This window comes from Streptomyces gossypii (assembly GCF_025165795.1).
GTDB lineage: Bacteria > Actinomycetota > Actinomycetes > Streptomycetales > Streptomycetaceae > Streptomyces > Streptomyces gossypii.
Genome location: NZ_JAJAGO010000009.1, coordinates 46,818 through 65,910, shown reverse-complemented (window position 1 = coordinate 65,910; position 19,093 = coordinate 46,818). Strand labels below are relative to the sequence as shown.

15 protein-coding genes are annotated in these 19,093 nt (G+C 71.2%); 3 read left to right on the top strand and 12 right to left on the bottom strand.

The features are described 5' to 3' along the window. Positions 1-93: 93 nt before the first annotated feature. Positions 94-543 carry a PLD nuclease N-terminal domain-containing protein gene (locus LHJ74_RS19745; RefSeq protein WP_260219435.1) on the top strand — a complete coding sequence of 150 codons (450 nt, stop codon included), beginning with the start codon at positions 94-96 and terminating at the stop codon, positions 541-543. A gap of 10 nt (positions 544-553) precedes the next feature. Here LHJ74_RS19745 and LHJ74_RS19740 read toward each other — a convergent pair whose 3' ends face one another. The 9 genes from LHJ74_RS19740 to hemL form a co-directional block, all read right to left on the bottom strand. Next, complete coding sequence (locus LHJ74_RS19740) at positions 554-2,239, bottom strand: ABC transporter substrate-binding protein (RefSeq protein WP_260219434.1); 1,686 nt, start codon at positions 2,237-2,239, stop codon at positions 554-556. A gap of 14 nt (positions 2,240-2,253) precedes the next feature. Beyond that, positions 2,254-4,422: an ATP-binding protein gene (locus LHJ74_RS19735; RefSeq protein ID WP_260219433.1), complete on the bottom strand. Its 2,169-nt coding sequence runs from the start codon at positions 4,420-4,422 to the stop codon at positions 2,254-2,256. Between the two features lie 211 nt (positions 4,423-4,633). Continuing rightward, complete coding sequence (locus tag LHJ74_RS19730) at positions 4,634-5,590, bottom strand: hypothetical protein (RefSeq protein ID WP_260219432.1); 957 nt, start codon at positions 5,588-5,590, stop codon at positions 4,634-4,636. A gap of 312 nt (positions 5,591-5,902) precedes the next feature. Continuing rightward, the gene (gene ccsB, locus LHJ74_RS19725) at positions 5,903-7,009 is read right to left on the bottom strand and encodes a c-type cytochrome biogenesis protein CcsB (protein ID WP_260219431.1); all 1,107 of its coding nucleotides are present in this window, start codon (positions 7,007-7,009) and stop codon (positions 5,903-5,905) included. Then, positions 7,006-9,039, bottom strand: a complete 2,034-nt coding sequence (gene resB / locus LHJ74_RS19720) for a cytochrome c biogenesis protein ResB (protein WP_446033486.1) — start codon at positions 9,037-9,039, stop codon at positions 7,006-7,008. The genes ccsB and resB overlap by 4 nt, the downstream gene beginning before the upstream one ends. Positions 9,040-9,044: 5 nt before the next feature. After that, positions 9,045-9,806, bottom strand: coding sequence for a cytochrome c biogenesis CcdA family protein (locus LHJ74_RS19715; protein WP_260219430.1), 762 nt, complete (start codon positions 9,804-9,806; stop codon positions 9,045-9,047). A 7-nt stretch (positions 9,807-9,813) separates the two neighbouring features. After that, entirely contained in the window at positions 9,814-10,416 is a 603-nt protein-coding gene (locus LHJ74_RS19710) for a TlpA family protein disulfide reductase (protein WP_260219429.1), read from the bottom strand. Between the two features lie 136 nt (positions 10,417-10,552). After that, entirely contained in the window at positions 10,553-11,275 is a 723-nt protein-coding gene (locus LHJ74_RS19705; protein WP_375546784.1) for a histidine phosphatase family protein, read from the bottom strand. Between the two features lie 67 nt (positions 11,276-11,342). Beyond that, on the bottom strand, positions 11,343-12,659 hold the full coding sequence (gene hemL / locus LHJ74_RS19700) for a glutamate-1-semialdehyde 2,1-aminomutase (RefSeq protein WP_260219428.1): 1,317 nt from the start codon (positions 12,657-12,659) through the stop codon (positions 11,343-11,345). Between the two features lie 116 nt (positions 12,660-12,775). Between hemL and LHJ74_RS19695 the strand changes: the two genes are divergently transcribed. Next, the gene (locus tag LHJ74_RS19695) at positions 12,776-13,324 is read left to right on the top strand and encodes a hypothetical protein (RefSeq protein ID WP_260219661.1); all 549 of its coding nucleotides are present in this window, start codon (positions 12,776-12,778) and stop codon (positions 13,322-13,324) included. A 5-nt stretch (positions 13,325-13,329) separates the two neighbouring features. Here the strand turns inward: LHJ74_RS19695 and LHJ74_RS19690 are convergent, their stop codons facing one another. Next, entirely contained in the window at positions 13,330-13,926 is a 597-nt protein-coding gene (locus LHJ74_RS19690; protein WP_260219427.1) for a hypothetical protein, read from the bottom strand. 243 nt (positions 13,927-14,169) lie between these two features. Here LHJ74_RS19690 and LHJ74_RS19685 point away from each other — a divergent pair, with 243 nt between their 5' ends. Beyond that, positions 14,170-17,322, top strand: coding sequence for an ATP-binding protein (locus tag LHJ74_RS19685; RefSeq protein ID WP_260219426.1), 3,153 nt, complete (start codon positions 14,170-14,172; stop codon positions 17,320-17,322). Here LHJ74_RS19685 and LHJ74_RS19680 read toward each other — a convergent pair. Beyond that, positions 17,303-18,094, bottom strand: a complete 792-nt coding sequence (locus LHJ74_RS19680) for an ABC transporter permease (protein ID WP_260219425.1) — start codon at positions 18,092-18,094, stop codon at positions 17,303-17,305. The genes LHJ74_RS19685 and LHJ74_RS19680 overlap by 20 nt on opposite strands. After that, on the bottom strand, positions 18,091-19,092 hold the full coding sequence (locus LHJ74_RS19675) for an ATP-binding cassette domain-containing protein (RefSeq protein ID WP_260219424.1): 1,002 nt from the start codon (positions 19,090-19,092) through the stop codon (positions 18,091-18,093). The genes LHJ74_RS19680 and LHJ74_RS19675 overlap by 4 nt, the downstream gene beginning before the upstream one ends. Between the last annotated feature and the right edge of the window lies 1 nt (position 19,093).

The following is a 19,093-nucleotide window of genomic DNA, read 5'->3' as shown; positions in this document are numbered from 1 at the left end:
CCGCCGTTACGCTGGCCCTGTACGGCGAGCGGTCCCGCAGGGCCGCCGCGCTACAGGGCCACAGCTTCAGCTCGCACCCAGGGGGCACCCCGCATGCTCAGGTATCTGCCGTTCCTACTGGTGCTGGCGGTCTGGATCTACGCCTTCATCGACTGTCTCAACACCCCCGAGAAGGAAGTCCGCAAGCTGCCGAAGGTCGCATGGGTGATCATCGTGCTGCTCTTCGGGCAGGTCCTGCTGGGCCCCATCGCCTGGTTCGCGGTCGGCCGTCCGCGCCGGAACGCCCCGTACGGCGCGACGAAGCCCCAGGAGCGGCGCTGGGTCGCCCCGGACGACAATCCGGACTTCCTGAAGTCGATCAACGACCCCACCGCCGGGAACGGGAACGGGCCCGCCGCCGGGGACACGCCCCGCACCGGGGACGGCCCCAGCACCCCCGGAGAGAAGGACCGCGACCCGCGCCACCGCAAGGAGGAGCGGGACCGGGACGGCCGCGGCGACATCGGGCCCGAGGAGGACTCGCCCCCGCCGGCCGGGAGCTGACCACGGCTTCTCAGAAGCACTCACCGCCGAAGATGTCCTCGTGCGTGCGGTAGGGCTGCTCGTCCTTCCCCTTGCTGCCGCCTTCGCCGTTCCCTCCGCCCTCCCCCTCGCCGGACTGCCGCTCCGGGTACTCGACGATGGGCACGGGCCTGCAGACCGGCCACTTGTCCGTCTCCGGGTCGCCGTCGAACCCGAAGGTGCCGCTGGCGCCGCGGACACAGTTGACGCAGTCGGAGCCGTCCTCGGTGCCGAGGACACTCATGTTGCTGATCGTGTTGTAGACGTCGTCCTTCGTGGGCACGCGCAGTTCGGCCTTGTCCGTATCGCTGTCGCCCTTGCCGTCCCCGCCCTTGCCGTCGTCGCCGGGTGCGGGCTTCTGCCCGTCCGTGTCGTTCGCCGCGGTGTAGGACTCGTCGGCGGCCTGGGCTATCACGGCGAAAGCGTCGTGGTACATGATCGCGTAGCCGTCGTCCCTTGCCGGGCCGCCCAGCTGGTGTTCCCGCTCCAGGCCCCGGAACACCTTGTCGAAGGCCTCGTATCCGGCCGGCTGCTGCTTGCCGTCCTCCCACCAGCGCGGATCCACATCGGCCGCGGTGACAGTGGTGATCTTGGCCTTGCGCATCTTGTCCGTGGTCTCCTCCGTCGTGAAGACGGGGTCGCGGCCGATCCCCACCTTGACGATGCGCATCTCCTGCTTGTGCTCGCAGGACGCCTGCTGGGCCAGCTGGGTCACCAGCGGCGGAAGGTCCCGGTCCCGCCCGGCGAAGAAGACCGTGTCCGCACCCGTCAGGCAGATCTTCTGGGCCACGGGCACGAAGCGTTGCGGAATGCCGGCGTCATCGCCGGTCACGCCCACATACGAGCCGTTGCGCTTGCGCAGGTCGTATTCGGCACCGAACTGGTCCATGAAGACCTGGCGGAGGTTCTCGGCGTAGTTGTCCTGCTTCCGCTGATCCCACACCAGGAACCCCTCTCCCGAGCCCGGCTGCTGGACCAGGTACTGCTCCAGCGCCAGCGCGAAGTGCTCGTTCGAGGCGGAGGTCTTGAACAAATAGTCGGAACTCATGTCCGGCGAGGTGAGCACCGGTCCCAGAGACGGGATCTTCCGCGCCGACAGGGCGTCCGCCGCCTCCTGCGTCGCCGGGGTGCTGCTCGGATGGCCCATGACGGCCACCAGCGGGGTGTCACCGCCGGTCATGCCGGCCAGCTGTTCCACTACCGGCTTCCACTGGTCCAGATCCTTGCCGTTGTTGGCGAGGACCAGCTGGTAGCGCAGCCCGGACTCCTCGTTGGCCCTCAGCTGGGCGGCGTGGGCGCCCGCCAGACCGTGCTTTATCTGCTTCATCGTCATCGCGCTCGTGTCGTCCTCGGTGAACGGCATCATGAGCGCGACACGCACATACGGAATGCGCGGGGCACCGCCCGACGGGTCCTCCCAGCCGTCGCGCACCCTGGCGTTCTCCTCGGCGACCGCTTCGACGAGGCTCTCGATCTCCTCGTCGAAGACGAACGCCTCCTCGGTGACGCCGATGCATTCGCCGTCCAGTTCCTCGAGACCCTTCCCGCACTTCTCGTCGTCGCCGGGCAGCTGCGGGTCGAGGAAGTAGAACAGCCCGCCCACGACGGCGAGGCACACGAACCCCGCGAACAGCTTGTTCACCGGGAGCAGAAGGAGCTTGCGCAACCTTTCGATCATGGCTCTCACTCTCTTCACGGAGTCCGGTGCGGTCTGGGCATCGGCAGCGGCCGGTGCTCCCACAGGGCCGACGGCCACTCCGTCGACGCCTCATGCAGTACGGCGAACCCGGAGGGGTGCCTCATCGCGAGGAACCCCAGCTGGGTGCGGACCCCGTCGCAGCGGTCCGCGGTCGGCTCGGCGACCGGGTCGGCCAGATACCACAGGCCGTGCAGCAGCCTGTTGACGGTGCGGTGGTCCTCGTCGGCGTCCGGGTGCCGCCGGTCGTCGTCGCCCCGCGCGATCTCCCACCGCCGGTCCGCCCACTCTGCCCCCGGCGGGTGCGGGGCGGAGACCACGCGGCGCAGACAGCCGAGCCAGCGGGCCGCCTCCCAGCTCCAGAAGCACTCGGTCAGCCGGTCCACGACGGGCTCGGCGTCCCCGGCGGCGAGGGTGTGCCGGAGCACGTCGGGCTCACCCGCGTCACCGCGCGCGGCATGGTGCTCCCGCAGCAGTCGGTTCAGCGCACGCCAGGGGCGGGTGCCCGTGGGAGCGGTGCTGGTCCGGCGCAGCTCGGCCACCAGCAGGGTGCGCAGCAAGGGGTCGGCGACGAAGTCCGGCTGCCCGCCCGGCCCGGCGTCCGGCCCGGCGTCCGGCCCGTCGACGGGCGCCGCCCACTGTTCCTCCCGCAGATAGCGCTCCGCTTCGGCGGCCGGAAACTGCGTGGTGGAGACGGCATACGCCTCGGCGAGGGCATCGGCCGCCGCCCGGTCCCTGGCCAGGGAGAGCAGCACCAGGTGATCGCGCATCTGAGCCGTTCCGATCAGACGCTCCACCAGCAGCTCGGTCACCGGGCGGCCTTCCGGCGTACTGAGATCCAGTAGCAGCTCGGGCTCTACCGACCGCTCCCCCACCATCTGCCGGACCCCCTCGCACAGCAGTTGGGCGGCCAGCGGCTGCCCGCGGCTGAGCCGGTGCAGCGCCGTGGGCAGCTGCGGGTGCAACGTGTGTGCGCCGTGCGTGCCCTGGGCGGGCTGGACGGGATGCGCGGGGTAAGCGGCGTCGAGCATCTCCAGCACCTCGGCCTGGCCGAGCGGCGGCAGCGGCGTCGTCAGCACCCCGGCCGAGGGGGACGACGGAGACGCGGTGTCAGCGCGGCTCCAGGCCGCAGCGGTGGCGACCTCCGGAAGTTCACGGCGTACGGCGTACGGGTACCGGCCGGTGGCGGAGTCCAGCTGCGCCGCGACGACGACGAGCGGATCGGGGTGCGACCCGCCGCTCTCGGCGCGGTGGGCCAGCAGGAGTCCGAGCATGGCGCGGCCCGCCTCGGTGTGGGCGTTGTCCAGCAGGACGAGCGGCCGTGGCCTGCGGGCGAACTGCTGCCAGCTGCCGTAGGCGTCGGACAGATCGGCCAGGAACGCCTCGACGAGCGTGCGCTCGACCGCCTGCCGGAAGTCGCCGCCACGGTGGAACCGGAAGCTGAGCCGGACCAGCGCCTCGCTCTCCTCGGTTGCCCCGGTGGCCCGCTCCTCGTACCAGCCGCGTGCCACCCGCGCTTCACGGCGCCGCACATGGCGGTCGAAGAACTGCCGGACGACGGCGGCGGCGACGGGCTGCAGGTCCTGGTCCGGGTTCTGGTCGGCGTAGGCCAGCTGGGCGCCGACGTCGGCCACCCAGCGGACGCCCGTGGACGTCTCGCCTTCGTCGTCCGCCTCCATGCCGCAGGCGGCCAGCAGCCGGGTGATCCGTGCCTGGGCGAGTGCCTGCTCGGCCGCGTTGCCCTTGTGCCAGCTCGTCACCGCGAACAGACCCGGGAGCAGCCGCCGGAAGCGGCGCCTGCCGTACCCGGGCACCGGGGGCGCCAGTCCCTCGACGAGCAGTTCCAGCGTCTCGACGACGTCCGAGGTGTTGGACGCCCCGGTGACCGGTAAACCCCCGAACCGCACCGGCCCGGCCCCTGGCGCCGCTCCGTCCGCGCCCAGCGCGGCGAAGTCCGCCCTGCCCAGCGGGAGCCGTCCCTCGTAGGCGTCGGCGAGCGCGTCCAGCACCGCGGTCTTGCCCATTCCATGGCCACCCGTCAGCAGCACCACCGGCGCCTCGCCCGGGTAGTCCTGCGGCACCACCCGGTGCCGCTCGTGCGCCAGGCCGACCAGTCGGGGAACCAGCCCTTGTACGAGGGGGTTCCGTGCGTACAACTGCGTCACGTGAGTCCTGCCTCCTTCCTCCGGGTGCTGTTCAACTCCCGCCCCGCCCCGGAAGTGACGGGATGTCCCACGGGCCCAGGGCCTTGTCCGGTGGATCTGTGAGGATCAGCTTGCAGGAGGCTGATGCGTGCGCCGGCAAGGCGGAGGACCGCCCTTGTACCGGGCGTGAGCGGGCGCCTGCGACAACGCGGTGAGGAACGGTGCCGGGCAGCTAGCCCAGCAGCCGCCCCATCGTCTGGCCCACCGCGTCCAGCAGCATCTCCCTGCCGACGGTGTCGGGCAACCCGCTCAGCGCGGCCCGTACCCGCTCCAGCGGCCCCTGGTGCTGATCCGGGCGCACGCGGGAACCGTCTCCGCCCTGGAGCCGCAGCGCGTCGGCACTCCGCAGCAGTGCGGCCCGCTGTTCCGTGTCCGGAGCCAGCGCGGAGGCGAACTGCGCGACCAGCTCGGCGAGTTCCGCCGGGGTCAGAACCTGCTGGATGGTGAGGTCGCCGCCCACCGTGAGGTCGCGGTTCACATAGCCGTGCACCGGGGCGTGGAAAACGGGGCCGCCGGAGGGGCGGGCGCGCTCCCGCTGCCGTTCCACATACTGGAAGACGTCGGAACCGGTGAGCACCGCGTCCACACCGAGCTGGGTGAGCACCACATAGGAGCCGACACGGTCGTGGAAGCGTGGCCCGTCGCAGTCGATCAGCCCTGCGTCGGCCAGATAGGCGGCGGCTCTGGCGACCTCACCGCGCGCGAGGGCCTCGCCCAGGAAGAAGATGCCCGCCGAGTCGAAGAACTCCTCGATACGCAGCGGCCCGCGGTCGGCCTGCGCGAAGATCCAGTCGAGTACGGCCTTGCGCGTGTACCGCGCGCGCTCCGTCGGATCCGCCCGACGGACCTGGAGCGTGTGGGCCTGCTGCACGCCGGCGGCCTCGAAGCTCACCTGCGGGACGTCCTCCGAGTGGCCCTCGCGCCGCGGACCGCCGTGCGTCCGGATCAGCGCGTGGCCGCGCAGCCTGTCGACCACCGCCCAGACGACGCCGTCCGGGATGCTCTGCCAGGCACCGAAGCCCGCGCTGGAGACGGGAACGCCCAGTGCCCCGTCGGTCTTCTCCCATAACCAGAGGAGAAAGCGCGGCTCATACCTGTCGATGCTGCCCGGGGGGACCCCGGGCCCCAAGCCGGATAGCGGAGAAGTTACTACCACTCGGTGCGTCCCGTCCCTCAGGCCGGTGGCCGTGGGAACGCGCAGTGGACCTCCCCTGCCGGCACCGGCTGCCTGAACCTCACGGTAGTCGCCTGGCAAAAAACTGCACAGGTAACCCCGCGGCCATCAGGAAGCTACCCGAAGCGCCGGAGACTGCTCCCCGTTCCGGCTATCGGTCCGGTATCGGTCCGGTCTCGGGCCCCGCGTCGGTGAGACCCGCAGACGCGAGGCCCGCAGACGCGAGGCCCGCAGGCGTGAGGCCCGCAGACGTGAGGCCCGCAGACGTCAGACTCCCGCGTACGAGTGCTTGCCGTTCACGAAGATGTTGATGCCGTAGTAGTTGAAGATGTAGCAGGCGAAGGCGCCCAGGGCCAGGTAGGCGGCCTTCCGGCCGTTCCAGCCCGCGGTCGCACGTGCGTGCAGGTAACCGGCGTACGCGACCCAGGTGATGAAGGACCAGACCTCCTTGGGGTCCCAGCCCCAGTAACGGCCCCATGCCTCGCCCGCCCAGATGGCTCCCGCGACGATGGTGAAGGTCCAGAAGGGGAAGACCGCGGCGTTGATGCGGTAGGCGAACTTGTCCAGCGAGGCGGAGGACGGCAGCCGCTCCAGCACCGAGGTCGCGAAGGCGCCGGGCTGGCCGCCCTTCATCAGCTTGGTCTCGTAGCGGTCCCGGAAGAGGTAGAGGATCGTCGCGACGAAGCCGATGTAGAGGAGGGCGCCGCAGATGATGGCCAGCGCGACATGGATCCACAGCCAGTACGACTGCAGCGCGGGCACCAGCTGGGTGCTCTCGGTGTAGAGCACGGTGACGGCAAGGCCCAAGTCCAGCAGCACGGTGGCGACCAGCGGCAGGCCGATCCAGCGCGCGTTCTTCCCGGCGAAGACGAAGCCCAGGTACGCGACGACGGCCACCAGCGAGAAGGCCGTCGAGAACTCGTACATGTTGCTCCACGGAGCACGCTCCACGGCCAGCGCCCGGGTGAGGACACCCGCCGCGTGCAGCAGAGCGGCCAGCACCGTCAGCGCGAGCCCCATGCGTCCGTACTTGTCGCCCTGCTCGTCCTCACCGGCGGCACCAGGGCCGTCCGGCAGGTCGCCGCGACGGCCCGCGGCGGAGCGCACGACGACCTTCGGGCGGTCCAGCACCGAGGTGCCGCCGCCCGCGCCCGCCTTGGCGGTGGCCCCGAGGGCCGCGCTTTCGCCGCCGGCCTTGCCGTCCCCTTCCGTCTGGGTCAGCGCGGAGGCCGTACGGGCCACCTTGCTGCGGCTGCCGAACGTCCACTCCGCGATGTGCGCGAAGAAGGCGAGCGCGTAGACGGCCATAGCCGAATAGACCAGATAATTGCTGATCTCGGCGAGATTCTCATTCTGTGCGGCAGCGATGATCACTGGCGTTCTCCTCGCGAGGTGTCCTCGTCGTCCGTGCCGGTGCCTGTCCCCGTGGGGGCCGGTTCCGCGGTGTCGTCGGCCTTCTCGTTCTCGTCCGGCGCCACGTCGTCACCCGGCGCCGCGTCCTGGTCCGGTGCGGTGTCTTCGTCAGGCGTCTCGTCGGCTGCCGCGTCGTCAGCTGCCGCGTCGGCGTCCGGCTCGGTCGCGAGCGGCGCGTCGGCGCGCAGCTCGTGCGCGAGATCACCCAGCTCGACGGGGAGCCTGGCGGACTCACTGCGGCCGAGGCCCGCCATCTCCACGACCGTGCGGCCGTCGGCACCGGTAACGGCCCGTACCCACACCCGGCGGCGCTGGATGAAAAGGGAGCCCGCCAGTCCGGCGATCGCGGCGAGCGAGCCGCCCAGCGCCCAGCTGCCGCCCACCTGGTGGGAGATCTGGAAGTTCGCCCACTGCTTGATGCCCTCGAACTTCAGCGTGCCCGCGCCGTCCGGCAGCTTCATCGAGTCGCCGGGGAGCATCTTCTGCGCGAGGGGGCCGCCGTCCTCGGTCTTGAACTGCTTCATGTTCTTGGTGTCGAGCTGGTAGACGCTCTGCGCCAGCCCGGAGTCGATCCCGAGGTCACCGCGGTAGGCGGTGAGGAAGAGCACCGGGTTCTCCAGCTCGGGCGACTGCGAGAACATCGTCTCCGCGTCCGACCCGCCGAAGTGGGGCACGAAGAAGCCCTGGAAGCCGAGCTGTTCCTTGTGGCCCTTCGCGTTCTTGTAGTCGGGCACCTTGATGACGCCGCTGGAGGTGAGATTGGTGTCCTGCGGGATGAAGGCGACCGGACCGCGGTAGGCGAGCTTGCCCTCCCCGTCGGTCATGGTGACCACCGGAGCGAAGCCGTGCGCCAGCAGATAGACCTTGGAATCGCCCACCTCGAGCGGGTGATTCATGGTGATGTCGGACTTCTTCTCCTTGCCGTCGACACCCTCCCAGTACGAGATGTCCGCCTTGTACAGGCTCGGCGTCATCGCGTCCGGGCCTTCCTTCTTGTACTCCGCGGTGAAGTCGTTCAGCCGGAACCCGAAGGAGTCGAGGTCCTTGGCGCCGAAGAGCGAACCGGACTTGAAGTCGTCGTACTGGGTGAGGGTGTTGGAGAATCCGTCACCCTGGACGACGAGCTTGCCGCCCTCCGACTTCCACAGCTCCCCGGCCGCGAACGCGAGCAGCAGCACGATCAGCGCGATGTGGAACATGAGGTTCCCCGCCTCGCGCAGATAGCCCTTCTCGGAGGCGACGGCGTCCCCCTGCGCGTGCACCCGGAAGCGCTTCCTGGCCAGCATCGTGCGAGCGGCCCCGAGCACCTCCTCGGGCTCGGCGTCGGTACGCCAGGTCGTGTAGGCGGGCATCCCGTTGAGCCGCCGCGGCGCGCGGGGCGGCCGGGCGCGCAGCTGACCGACGAACTGCCAGGTGCGCGGCACGATGCAGCCGGCCAGCGAGACGAACAGCAGGATGTAGATCGCCGAGAACCACACCGAGGTGTAGACGTCGAACATCTGGAGCTTCTCGTAGATCGGCGTGAGCACCTCGTGCCGCGCCTTGAAGTCCTTGGCCTTGATGACGTCGACGTTGTTCTGCGGGATGAGTGAGCCGGGGATGGACGCCAGCGAGAGCAGCAGCAGCAGTATCAGCGCCACCCGCATCGAGGTGAGCTGCCGCCAGAACCAGCGGCACCAGCCGAGCACCTCGCGGCCCGTCCAGGCGAGCCTGCCCAGCGCGCCGGGCTTGCGGCTTCCGCCGAACGAGCCGGGCACGGCCTGCGCGCCCTCAACGGCGGGCGCGGTCGACAGCTGCGACATCGCCTCACCGAGCTCGCGCGCGTCGCTGCCGCCGGCGGTCCGGCTCTCCTCGGTCCGGCCCTTCTCGGCCGACTCGGCTTTCTCGGTCCGCTCAGCCTCCTCGGCCCGCTCCGCCTCGACGGTGGCTGTGCCAGTGCCGGTGCCGGTGCCGGTGCTTCGGTCTGCACGGTACTCACGGTCTTCGCTCATGGCGTTCAGATCCCCACGGTGAAGTCCGAAGACCACACCTGCATCTCGTAAACGATCCGGTCCCAGGCCCCCGTGACGAGCAGGAGGCCGACGGCGACGAGCATGCCGCCGCCGATGCGCATCACCCACACGTAGTGCTGTTTGATCCAGCTGAACGCGCCCAGCGTCCGTCTGAAGGCGACCGCCGCGACGACGAACGGCACCCCGAGGCCGAGGCAGTACGCCACGGTCAGCAGCGCGCCCCGCTCCGCGCTCGCCTCGTTGAGGGCGAGCGCCTGCACGGCCGCGAGGGTCGGCCCGATGCACGGCGTCCAGCCGATCCCGAAGAGCACCCCGAGCATCGGCGCACCGGCCAGCCCGATGGCGGGCTTGCGGTGGATGCGGAACTCGCGCGAGGTGAACCGCGACATGATCCCCATGAAGGTGATACCCAGCAGGATGGTCAGCGCGCCGAGCACCTTGGATATGGCTTCCCGGTGCTCCAGCAGCGTCGAACCGAAGCCCCCGAACAGCGCGCCGCCGGAGACGAACACGGCGGTGAAGCCGAGCACGAAGAGCGTCGAGCCCAGGAACATCCGGCCGCGCTTGGCCTCCGCCAGATCCGTGCCGCTGACCCCGGTGACATACGAGAGGTAGCCCGGCACCAGCGGCAGCACACAGGGGGAGAAGAAGGAGACGAGCCCGCCCAGCACGGCGATCGGCAATGCGAGCAGGAGCGTCCCGCTGAGGACGGTCTGATTCACACCGGTCGCCGCGAGCGTGTTCATGGCTCGCTCACTTCTCCGCGATCAGTGGTTTGACCATGGCGCGCAGCTCGTCCTCACTGAGTTCCTTCAGCGCCCGGACGGCGATCTTTCCGTCCCGGTCGAGGACCACGGTGGAGGGGATCGTCTGCGGCGAGAGGGTGTTGCTGGGGAAGCGCCGGACCTGCTTGCCGCTGGGGTCGAAGAAGCTCGGGTAGTCGATGTCGTAGGTGCGCTCGAACGCCCGCGCGTTGGCCTTGTCCAGGTCGCGGGTGTTGATCCCGATGAACTCCACGCCCTTCGGCTTGGTGTCCTTCGCGACCTTGGCCATGTGCGGCGCCTCGGCACGGCAGGGGGCACACCACGAACCCCAGACGTTCAGGACGACGATCTTGCCCCGGTAGTCCTTCAGGGAGAGCTTCTTGCCGTCGACGGACTCCCCCGAGATGTCCGGCGCGGCCTTCCGCTTGCTCGCCGGCACCGTGTTGACCTGGCCGGTTCCTCCTACGAACTGAGTGTCACCGGAGGAGGATCCGGTCTCGCTCTCGCCGCAGCCGGCCAGCAGCAGTGCACTGGCCGAGGCCGCGGCGATCAGCAGGGTTCTACGGGGTCGGAGAGCGGCGGCTCGGAGCATGTGAAGAGTTTCGCATGGGCGTCCGGAGGATCTTTCACACCCCCCTGGTGCGATACGTACCACCTGTTCAGGTCGCCCGCCTGTGGCCGTTTCGGGCGTGATCGCCCCGCACGGCCGCACCTCAGAGCGGCGCGGCTCAGGCCCCGAAGCCCTTGGCGCCCTTCACCGGCTTCGCCCCGGCCAGCAGGTGCGGCGGTACCAGGTCGCGGGCGGGCTCGGCGTACCCGACGGACACGATCCGGTCGCCGAGGTAGGTGAAGCTGGTCAGCGAGGCCAGGGTGCACTGCCGGGCGCGCGGGTCGTGCCACAGGCGACGGCGCTCGATGAAGCTGCGCAGCGTCCAGATCGGCAGCTGGTGGCTGACGGCCACCGCCTCATGGCCCCGGGCCGCGTCCCGCGCGGCGTCCAGTGCGCCCTTCATCCGTACGACGATGTCGACATACGGCTCACCCCACGACGGACGGAAGGGGTTGCGCAGGTGGCGCCAGTTGGCGGGCTTGCGCAGGGCGCCGTCACCGACGCCGAAGGTACGGCCCTGGAAGACGTTGGCGGCCTCGATCAGCCGTTCGTCTTCGGCGGTGTCCAGGCCATGCGCCTTCGCGATCGGGGAGGCCGTCTCCTGCGCGCGCTCCAGCGGGGAGGCGACGACATGGGTGATGTCGCGCTCACCCAGGGCGTCCGCGACCCGGTCGGCCATCCGCATGCCCAGCTCGGAGAGGTGGTAGCCGGGCAGCCTGCCGTAGAGCACGCCGTCCGGGTTGTGCACCTCACCGTGACGCAGGACATGGACGACGGTCACCGTCTTGCTGTCCGCCGCGCCCATGCCGCCCGCGCCCGCGGCGCCGGTCATGCTCTCCATACCGCTGCTCCCGCTCATCTCGCTCCCGTCGTCCTCTCTGCTCGCTCGCTCGCGCGTACGCCCCCGCTCACACAACCGCCTCGGCGGCGGCGCGGGCCGCCGCCGGAAGGGCGTCGGCGATCCGCTCCAGGGCCCGTTCGTCATGTGCGGCCGACACGAACCACGCCTCGAACGCGGACGGCGGCAGGTAGACGCCCTGCGCCAGCATCGAGTGGAAGAAGGGCGTGAAGCGGAAGGACTCCTGCGCCCTCGCCCCGTCGTAGTCCGTGACCGGGCCTTCGGTGAAGAATACCGAGAACATGTTGCCCGCAGCCTGCACCCGGTGCGCGACGCCCTCCTTGCCCAGCGCCTCGGTGACCAGCGCGCGCAGCTGCCGGGACGCCGAGTCCACCGCCGCGTACGCCGCCTCGTCCAGCAGCCGCAGCTGGGTGACACCGGCGGCGGTGGCCACCGGGTTCCCGGAGAGCGTGCCCGCCTGGTAGACGGGGCCGGTCGGGGCCAGCTGCGCCATGACGTCCCGCCGCCCGCCGAAGGCCGCCGCCGGGAAACCGCCGCCCATCACCTTGCCGAAGGTCATCAGATCGGGTGTCACGCCGTCGATGCCGTACCAGCCCTGGCTGCTGACCCGGAAGCCCGTCATCACCTCGTCCGAGACGTAGAGCGCGCCGTCCGCCCGGCAGGCGTCCCGCAGCCCCTCGTTGAAGCCGTCCAGCGGGGGCACGACGCCCATGTTCCCTGGCGATGCCTCGGTGATGACACAGGCGATCTCGCCGGGGTGCGCGGCGAAGGCAGCCCGTACGGCGTCGAGATCGTTATAGGGAAGGACGAGGGTGTCTCCGGTCTGTGCGCCGGTGACACCGGGAGTGTCCGGCAGGCCGAGCGTCGCCACTCCCGAACCGGCGGCGGCGAGCAGCGCGTCAACATGGCCGTGATAGCAGCCCGCGAACTTCACGATCTTGGCCCGGCCGGTGAACCCGCGGGCCAGCCGGATCGCCGACATCGTCGCCTCGGTGCCGCTGGAGACCAGCCGCACCTGCTCGACGGGGGCGATACGGGCGACGATCTCCTCCGCGAGCGCCACCTCATCCGTGCCGGGCGTACCGAAGGAGGTGCCGCGGCCGACCGCGTCACGCACGGCGGCCAGGACTTCGGGGTGTGCGTGCCCGAGGATCATCGGGCCCCATGAGCACACCAGATCGACATATTCCCGGCCGTCGGCGTCCGTCAGGTACGGACCGGCACCGGACACCATGAAACGGGGCGTACCGCCCACGCCACGGAAAGCGCGCACCGGGGAATTCACACCTCCCGGTGTCACGGCGGAGGCACGGTCGAACAGCGACTGCGATACTGGGGCATCGTACGAGTAGGTCACATCAACCATGGTGTCAGAGCCGCGTGCGCTTCCGCCGCCGGGCGTTTCACACACGCGTGGGCGGGGAGGTCTCTGACACGATGATCGGGTTGCGCGGCGCGAGCTGCGAGTGGTCGGGTGGTGACATGAAGCGCGGTGGCGGGCTGGGCGAGGGGACCGGAGGCGTCGAGCCGGAGCGCGCCCGGGGCCGGCACCGACGTGACGCGGCGAGAACTGGGAGCAGCGAGGGTGGCGGCCGAGTGGGGGTGACCTACAAGTACTTCGGCGCGCCGGACGGCGCGACCGCCGCCCGCGTTCCCGTGTCCATGCGTCCGGAGGAGCTGGGCGGGGACGAGCTGGGCCAGGGCATGTTCACCAAGATCAAGCCGGAGACGATGGCGGCGATGGTCCTCACCGGCATCGAGGGCATACCCCTGCACCGGGTGCCCCCGCTTGAACTCGTCGTGCTGCACCCGGATTACGCCGTGGTGAAACTTCCCATGACCGTCGTCGACCCGCTGCGCGGCATCGGCGAGGAGTCCGTGGGCGCCGCCGCCTTCATCTGGTCGACCGTCCCGGACCGCTCCGGCCCGCGGGACGCCTTCGTCGTCTACCAACTGCTCCACGAGTGGCAGGACTTCTCCGAACGCCTCCACTCCGCGGGCCACCAGCCGTACTGCCTGCTCTGGCCCTGACGGACTCACGCCGCCGCGGGCGTCTTCGCAGCCACGCGGCGGCGCTTCGCGTAGGCGACGGTCAGCACGGCCAGCATCGGTCCCCAAAGAGCCAGCGGCGAGTAGCAGAAGTAGAACCAGGCAGCCTCCCAGCCGCCGGCCTGGCTCGGGAAGTCGGCCGGCACCTCGTCGCCCCGGATCGTGGTGCCGCTGATCTCCGAGGCGATGAACAGAAGGGTGAACAAAAGGGTGAGGACCGTGGCGGCGGCGGCCGCCGGAATGACCACTGCTTTCGGTGGGACCCGGCGGCCGCGCAGGAACGGGACCCAGCGCGGGAACACCTCGCCCCATCGGGCGATCAGACCGATCGCGGTGAACGCGAACGCCTCGGACACGACCGACAGGGCGACGACATACGCCCGCTCACCGACCCCGACCCCGTCGTCGAACAGGATCGGGAGCCGCCAGACACTGGAGGGCAGGACGGCCAGCGGCACGGCGTAGGCGATGAGTTGCACCCGTCGGGACACCCCGGCAACGGGCTCGTGGGCCGCCCGCCATCCGGTGCGGAGCCGTCCCGGACGGGTGGCAGTGAGTTCTTCGGCCTGCCGGAGCTGCTGCATACGCGGTCCTCGGTTTCGGTGGACTGGTGCCCAGCCCCTCAATGACGACGATTCCAGTCAGGAGGCCGCCGCAGATCGCTCTGCGGGCTGATCCCGCTCCGCCCGCAGGCTGATGGAGTGGGGGGACCACAGGATGACGGCGGGGCCCGCGTTGCACAGGCGGCCGTTGCCGGTGACGCCGGCTGAGCGGCCGGGGAGGGTTCCACCGCCCCGTGGACGTCTCCGTCTCGCTAACCTGCACGGGTGACCACCGAATTGATCCTGCTGCCGCGTGTCGCCTGTCGCGGGCAGGAGGTCACCGCGCCCCGGCTCCGTGGTCTTCTCGCGCTGCTCGCGGGCGACATCCGCACGGGGTGCAGCACCGACCGGCTGGTGGCAGGGCTGTGGCCGGACGAGTTGCCGGAGCGGCCGGCGAAGGCGGTGCAGGTCCTCGTGTCCAGGGCGCGGGCGCAGCTGGGTGCCGACGTCATCGCGAGCACGCCGACCGGATACCGGCTCGCCCTCGCCGAGGACCAGGTCGACACCTCCGCCCTGCTGCTGCACGCTGCCGCCGCCGCGGACCGGGCCAGGGCCGGGGACCACGCGGGATCGCTGGCCGCGGCCGAGGCCGGGCTCGCGCTGTGGGAGGGCACGCCCGACGGGGCCGGTGACACCCACGATCCCGTGGCCGCGCTGCGCGCCGAGCGCGCACCCGTCCGCGGCACGCTCGTACGCGCACAGGCGCTCGCGCTCGCCCGGCTGGGGCGGCGCGCGGAGGCGGCCGGGCCGCTGGCCGCGGCCGCCGCCGGGCATCCGCGTGACGAGGAGGTGCTCGCCGAGCTGCTGCGCGGCGAGGCGGCGACGGCGGGCCCGTCGGCCGCTCTGACGCGCTACGAGGTGTACCGCCATGAGCTGCGCGACGCACTCGGCACGGACCCGGGCGCCGGGCTCCAGGCCGTGCACCAGGAGCTGCTGCGCGGCGAGGCGCCCGTGGCCAGGCATGGCGTGCCGCACGAGCCGAACCCGCTCCTGGGCCGGGAGGAGGACATCGCGGCGGTGCGGGGGTTGTTGCGTGCCTCCCGCGCCGTCACGGTCGTCGGCCCCGGCGGCCTCGGCAAGACCCGGCTCGCACACGCCGTAAGCCGCCGGGCCGAGCAGCGCGTTGTGTATTTCGTACCGCTCGCCGGCGTCACCGCGGACGCGGACGTGGCCGCTGAGGTGGCCTCCGCGCTGGGCGCGGGCGACGGGCGGCCCGGCGCCATGAGCGGCCACGCCGCGGCCGATCCGGTGTCCGGCATCCTCGGCGTGCTCGGCTCCGGGCCGGCGCTGCTGGTGCTGGACAACTGCGAGCAGGTGGTCCGGGGCGCCGCCGTCCTCGCTGCGGCCCTGGTCTCGTCCTCGAAGGACCTGCGGGTGCTCGCCACCAGCCGGGCACCTCTCGGCCTCACCTCGGAGGCGGTGTACGCGCTGCCGGAACTCGCTCTCGACACCTCGGTCGAGCTGTTCACGCAGCGGGCCCGGGCCGCCCGGCCCGGCGTGGAGCTGCCGCCGGACGCCATGGCCGAGCTGTGCCGCCACCTCGAAGGGCTGCCGCTCGCCGTGGAGTTGGCAGCGGCACGGGTGCGGGTGCTCTCGGTGCCGGAGATCGCCCGCCGCTTCGGCGACCGGTTCGCGCTGCTGCGCGGCGGGGCGCGGGACGTGCCGGAGCGCCACCGCACGCTGCACGCGGTCGTGGAGTGGAGCTGGAACCTGCTCGCCGAGGACGCCAGGGCCGCGCTGCGCACGCTGTCCGTTTTTCCGGGCGGCTTCTCCGGCGAGGCGGCGGAGCACGTGCTCGGCGAGGACGCGGACGCGTTGACGCTGCTGGAGCAGCTGGCCGATCAGTCGCTGCTCACCGTCGCCGACACCCCGGCCGGCGTGCGGTTCAGGATGCTGGAGACCATACGGGAGTTCAGTGCGGCCAGGCGCGCGGAGGCGGGCGGGGAAGAGGAGGCCGTCGGCCGGTTCCTCGCCTGGGCGCGGGACTTCGGGGCCGCGAATCACGACTGGTTCTTCGGCTCGGAACCGCGGGCCTCCGGCGAGCGGATCAGGGCCGAGCAGGACAATCTCGTGCTGGCCCTGCGGCACGCCCTGGCCCGTACGGACGGCCCCACCCTCGCCGCCCTCACCGCCGTCCTCGCGGCCCTGTGGTCCACCGACTCCAGCTACCCCCGCCTCACCGCCCTCGCCGCGGACACCGGCCCGCCGCTGTCGCACTACCGCCCCGAGCCCGAGTATGTCGACGTCGCCCGCGCCGCCGCGGTGTTGTGCACGGCGAGCCTGTTCGTGGGCTACGGCCCGCACGCCGTACGCCAGCTCGTCACCCTCCGCCGGCTGCCACCGGCCCCGCCGGACACGCCGCTGCGCGCCATCGCGGCAGTGCTGAGCGCCGTCCCCGAGATGCTGCCTCCTTGCTACGACGTGCTGCGGAGGCTCTGCGACAGCGAGCAGCCGCTGCTCGCCGGCATCGCCGAGTGCGTCTCCAGCTACGTCTGGGAGTCCGAGCACCACATCGACCGCGCGCTCGCCTCGGCCCGTCGGATGATCGCCGCACTGGCGCCGGTGGACAACCCGTTCATGCAGGTCATGGGCCACTCCCGGTTGAGCCAGCTGTGTTTGCAGACGGAGCAGGGCGAGGTCGCGTACGAGCACCTCAGAGCGGCGCTCGAGGCGCTGCCGCGGCTCGGTGACGAGCACGACTCCATCGGCGTCCGCTGGGGCCTCGTCCTCGCCTGCCTGCAACGCGGTGACCCCGAGGAGGCCGAGTACTGGCTGCGGCAGGCGGAGGACGTCAACCCCCTGCAGAAGGAGGACACCGACAGCGCCGACCTCGGCGGCCGCGCCGAGATCGCGCTCGCCCGCGGACTGACGGAGGTCGGGCTCGGCCTGTGGCGCAGCGCCGTGGAGGGGGTGGCCGAGGCCGGCTCGATGTGCAGCGGTGATCCCTTCCTCGACCGGTGGGCGCTGAAGATCCAGTCGGCTGCGGTGACGGCGCACGCGCACGCCGGCCGGCTCGAGCGGGTCGCGGAGGTTGTCGACCGGCTGCGGGAAGGGCTGGTGGCCCTGCTCTCCGGTCCGTCCGGCTCGCCCATGGAGCTCCCTGTGTTCGGGACGGTGCTGCACGCCCTCGGCATGGCGGGGCTCGCCTCCGGCGACGCGGGTGCCGTACGGATGATCGCGCTGGCCGAACGGCTGCGGGCGCAGCGCGACTACCAGCCGACGATGTCGGCGGACCGCGCCCGGCAGGCGGTCGGAGCCGCCGGGAACGCTGCCAGGGCGGCGTACGCAGACGCGGTGTCTGCGTACGCCGCCCTGGAGCGGGACGAGCTGCGGGAGGCGGCCCGCGCTGTCATCGCGGCTACTTCGGGTCGCGGTTGAACAACCCGGTCGCCCAGCGGTAGCCGAGCGCGGTCAGGCCGACGCACCAGACGATCGCGATCCACCAGTTGTTGCCGATCTCGGTGCCGAGCAGCAGGCCGCGCAGGGTCTCGATGGCCGGCGTGAACGGCTGGTACTCGGCGATCGGCTGGAACCAGCCCGGCATCGTGTCGGCCGGGATGAAGGCGCTCGAGATGAGCGGGAGGAGGATCAGCGGCATTGCCATGTTGCTGGCCGCCTCGGGGTTCGGGCTGGCCATGCCCATCCCGACCGCGATCCAGGTGAGCGCCAGGGAGAACAGCGCGAGCAACCCGAACGCCGCCAGCCACTCCAGGACCGTGGCGTCCGTGGAGCGGAAGCCGATGGCCACGGCGACGGCACCGACGAGGAGCTGGCTGGCGAGCACTTGCAGCACGCTGCCGACGACGTGCCCGATGAGCAGAGAGCCCCGGTAGAGCGCCATCGTGCGGAAGCGGGCGATGAGGCCCTCGTTCATGTCCATGGAAACGGAAATCGCGGCCCCGATCACGGTGCTGCCGATGGTCATCATCAAGATGCCCGGGACGACATAGGCGATGTAGTCGGAGCGGTCGGCGCCGCCGCCTCCGATGCCCGCGCTCATCACGTCTCCGAAGATGTAGACGAAGAGCAGCAGCATCATGATCGGCGTGAGCAGCAGGTTCAGGGTCATGGACGGGTAGCGCCGGGCGTGCAGCAGGTTGCGGCGCAGCATCGTGTTCGAGTTGCGTACGGCGAGGGAGAGGGCGCTCATCGGGCTGCCTTCCTGGGCTGGTTCGCGGCGGGCTGGTTCGCGGCGGGCTGGTTGGGGAGGTTGGTTCCGCCGGTCAGGGCGAAGAACACGTCGTCGAGGTCGGGGATGTGCACGGTCAGCTCGTCCGCCTCGATGCCGGCCGAGTCCAGCCAGTCGAGGATGGAGCGCAGCTCGCGCTGGCTGCCGTCGCTGAGGATCTGCAGCGACAGCGCCTCGTCGTCGCGGGTGACCTCGCGCAGGGCGACGGCGGCGGACTGGTACGCGGCCGGGTCGGCGAAGCGCAGGCGCACGTGCCCGCCCGGGATGAGCCGCTTCAGCTCGTCGGCACTCCCCTCGGCGGCGATCTTGCCGTCGCTCAGCACCGCGATGCGGTCGGCGAGCTCGTCGGCCTCCTCCAGGTACTGGGTGGTGAGGAAGACGGTGACGCCGCCGGAGACCAGCTCGCGGATGATCCCCCACATGTTGCGGCGGCTGCGCGGGTCGAGGCCGGTTGTCGGCTCGTCGAGGAAGATGATCCGCGGCTTGCCGACCAGCGTCATGGCGAGGTCGAGGCGGCGCCTCATGCCGCCGGAGTAGGTGGAGACGGGATTGGCCGCGGCCTCCACGAGGTCGAAGCGCTCCAGGAGTTCGGCGGCCGTGCGGCGGCCCTCGCTGCGGGAGAGCTGGTGCAGGTCCGCCATGAGGAGCATGTTCTCCTCGCCCGTGATCAGCCAGTCGACGGCGGAGAACTGGCCGGTGACGCCGATCGCGGCGCGCACCGCCTGCGGGTCGGCGGCCAGGTCGTGGCCGCCGACGCGCAGGTCGCCGGCGTCGGCGGTGATGAGGGTGGAGAGGATCTTGACGACGGTGGTCTTGCCCGCGCCGTTCGGCCCGAGCAGCGAGTAGACCGTGCCGGTCGGCACCGCCAGGTCGATGCAGTCGAGGACCGTCTTGTCCCCGTAGGCCTTGCGCAGCCCCTTGGCCGCGATGGCGAGTGAGTGCGGTGTCGTTGGCGTCATG

Bases quoted from the DNA above. Each gene is read 5' to 3' on its own strand.
- LHJ74_RS19690 (WP_260219427.1), bottom strand. From the start codon at position 13,926: ATGCAGCAGCTCCGGCAGGCCGAAGAACTCACTGCCACCCGTCCGGGA.
- LHJ74_RS19715 (WP_260219430.1), bottom strand. From the start codon at position 9,806: ATGAACACGCTCGCGGCGACCGGTGTGAATCAGACCGTCCTCAGCGGG.
- LHJ74_RS19695 (WP_260219661.1), top strand. From the start codon at position 12,776: ATGAAGCGCGGTGGCGGGCTGGGCGAGGGGACCGGAGGCGTCGAGCCG.
- hemL (WP_260219428.1), bottom strand. From the start codon at position 12,659: ATGGTTGATGTGACCTACTCGTACGATGCCCCAGTATCGCAGTCGCTG.
- LHJ74_RS19680 (WP_260219425.1), bottom strand. From the start codon at position 18,094: ATGAGCGCCCTCTCCCTCGCCGTACGCAACTCGAACACGATGCTGCGC.
- LHJ74_RS19675 (WP_260219424.1), bottom strand. From the start codon at position 19,092: ATGACGCCAACGACACCGCACTCACTCGCCATCGCGGCCAAGGGGCTG.
- LHJ74_RS19740 (WP_260219434.1), bottom strand. From the start codon at position 2,239: ATGATCGAAAGGTTGCGCAAGCTCCTTCTGCTCCCGGTGAACAAGCTG.
- LHJ74_RS19745 (WP_260219435.1), top strand. From the start codon at position 94: ATGCTCAGGTATCTGCCGTTCCTACTGGTGCTGGCGGTCTGGATCTAC.
- LHJ74_RS19705 (WP_375546784.1), bottom strand. From the start codon at position 11,275: ATGGAGAGCATGACCGGCGCCGCGGGCGCGGGCGGCATGGGCGCGGCG.
- LHJ74_RS19710 (WP_260219429.1), bottom strand. From the start codon at position 10,416: ATGCTCCGAGCCGCCGCTCTCCGACCCCGTAGAACCCTGCTGATCGCC.
- resB (WP_446033486.1), bottom strand. From the start codon at position 9,039: ATGAGCGAAGACCGTGAGTACCGTGCAGACCGAAGCACCGGCACCGGC.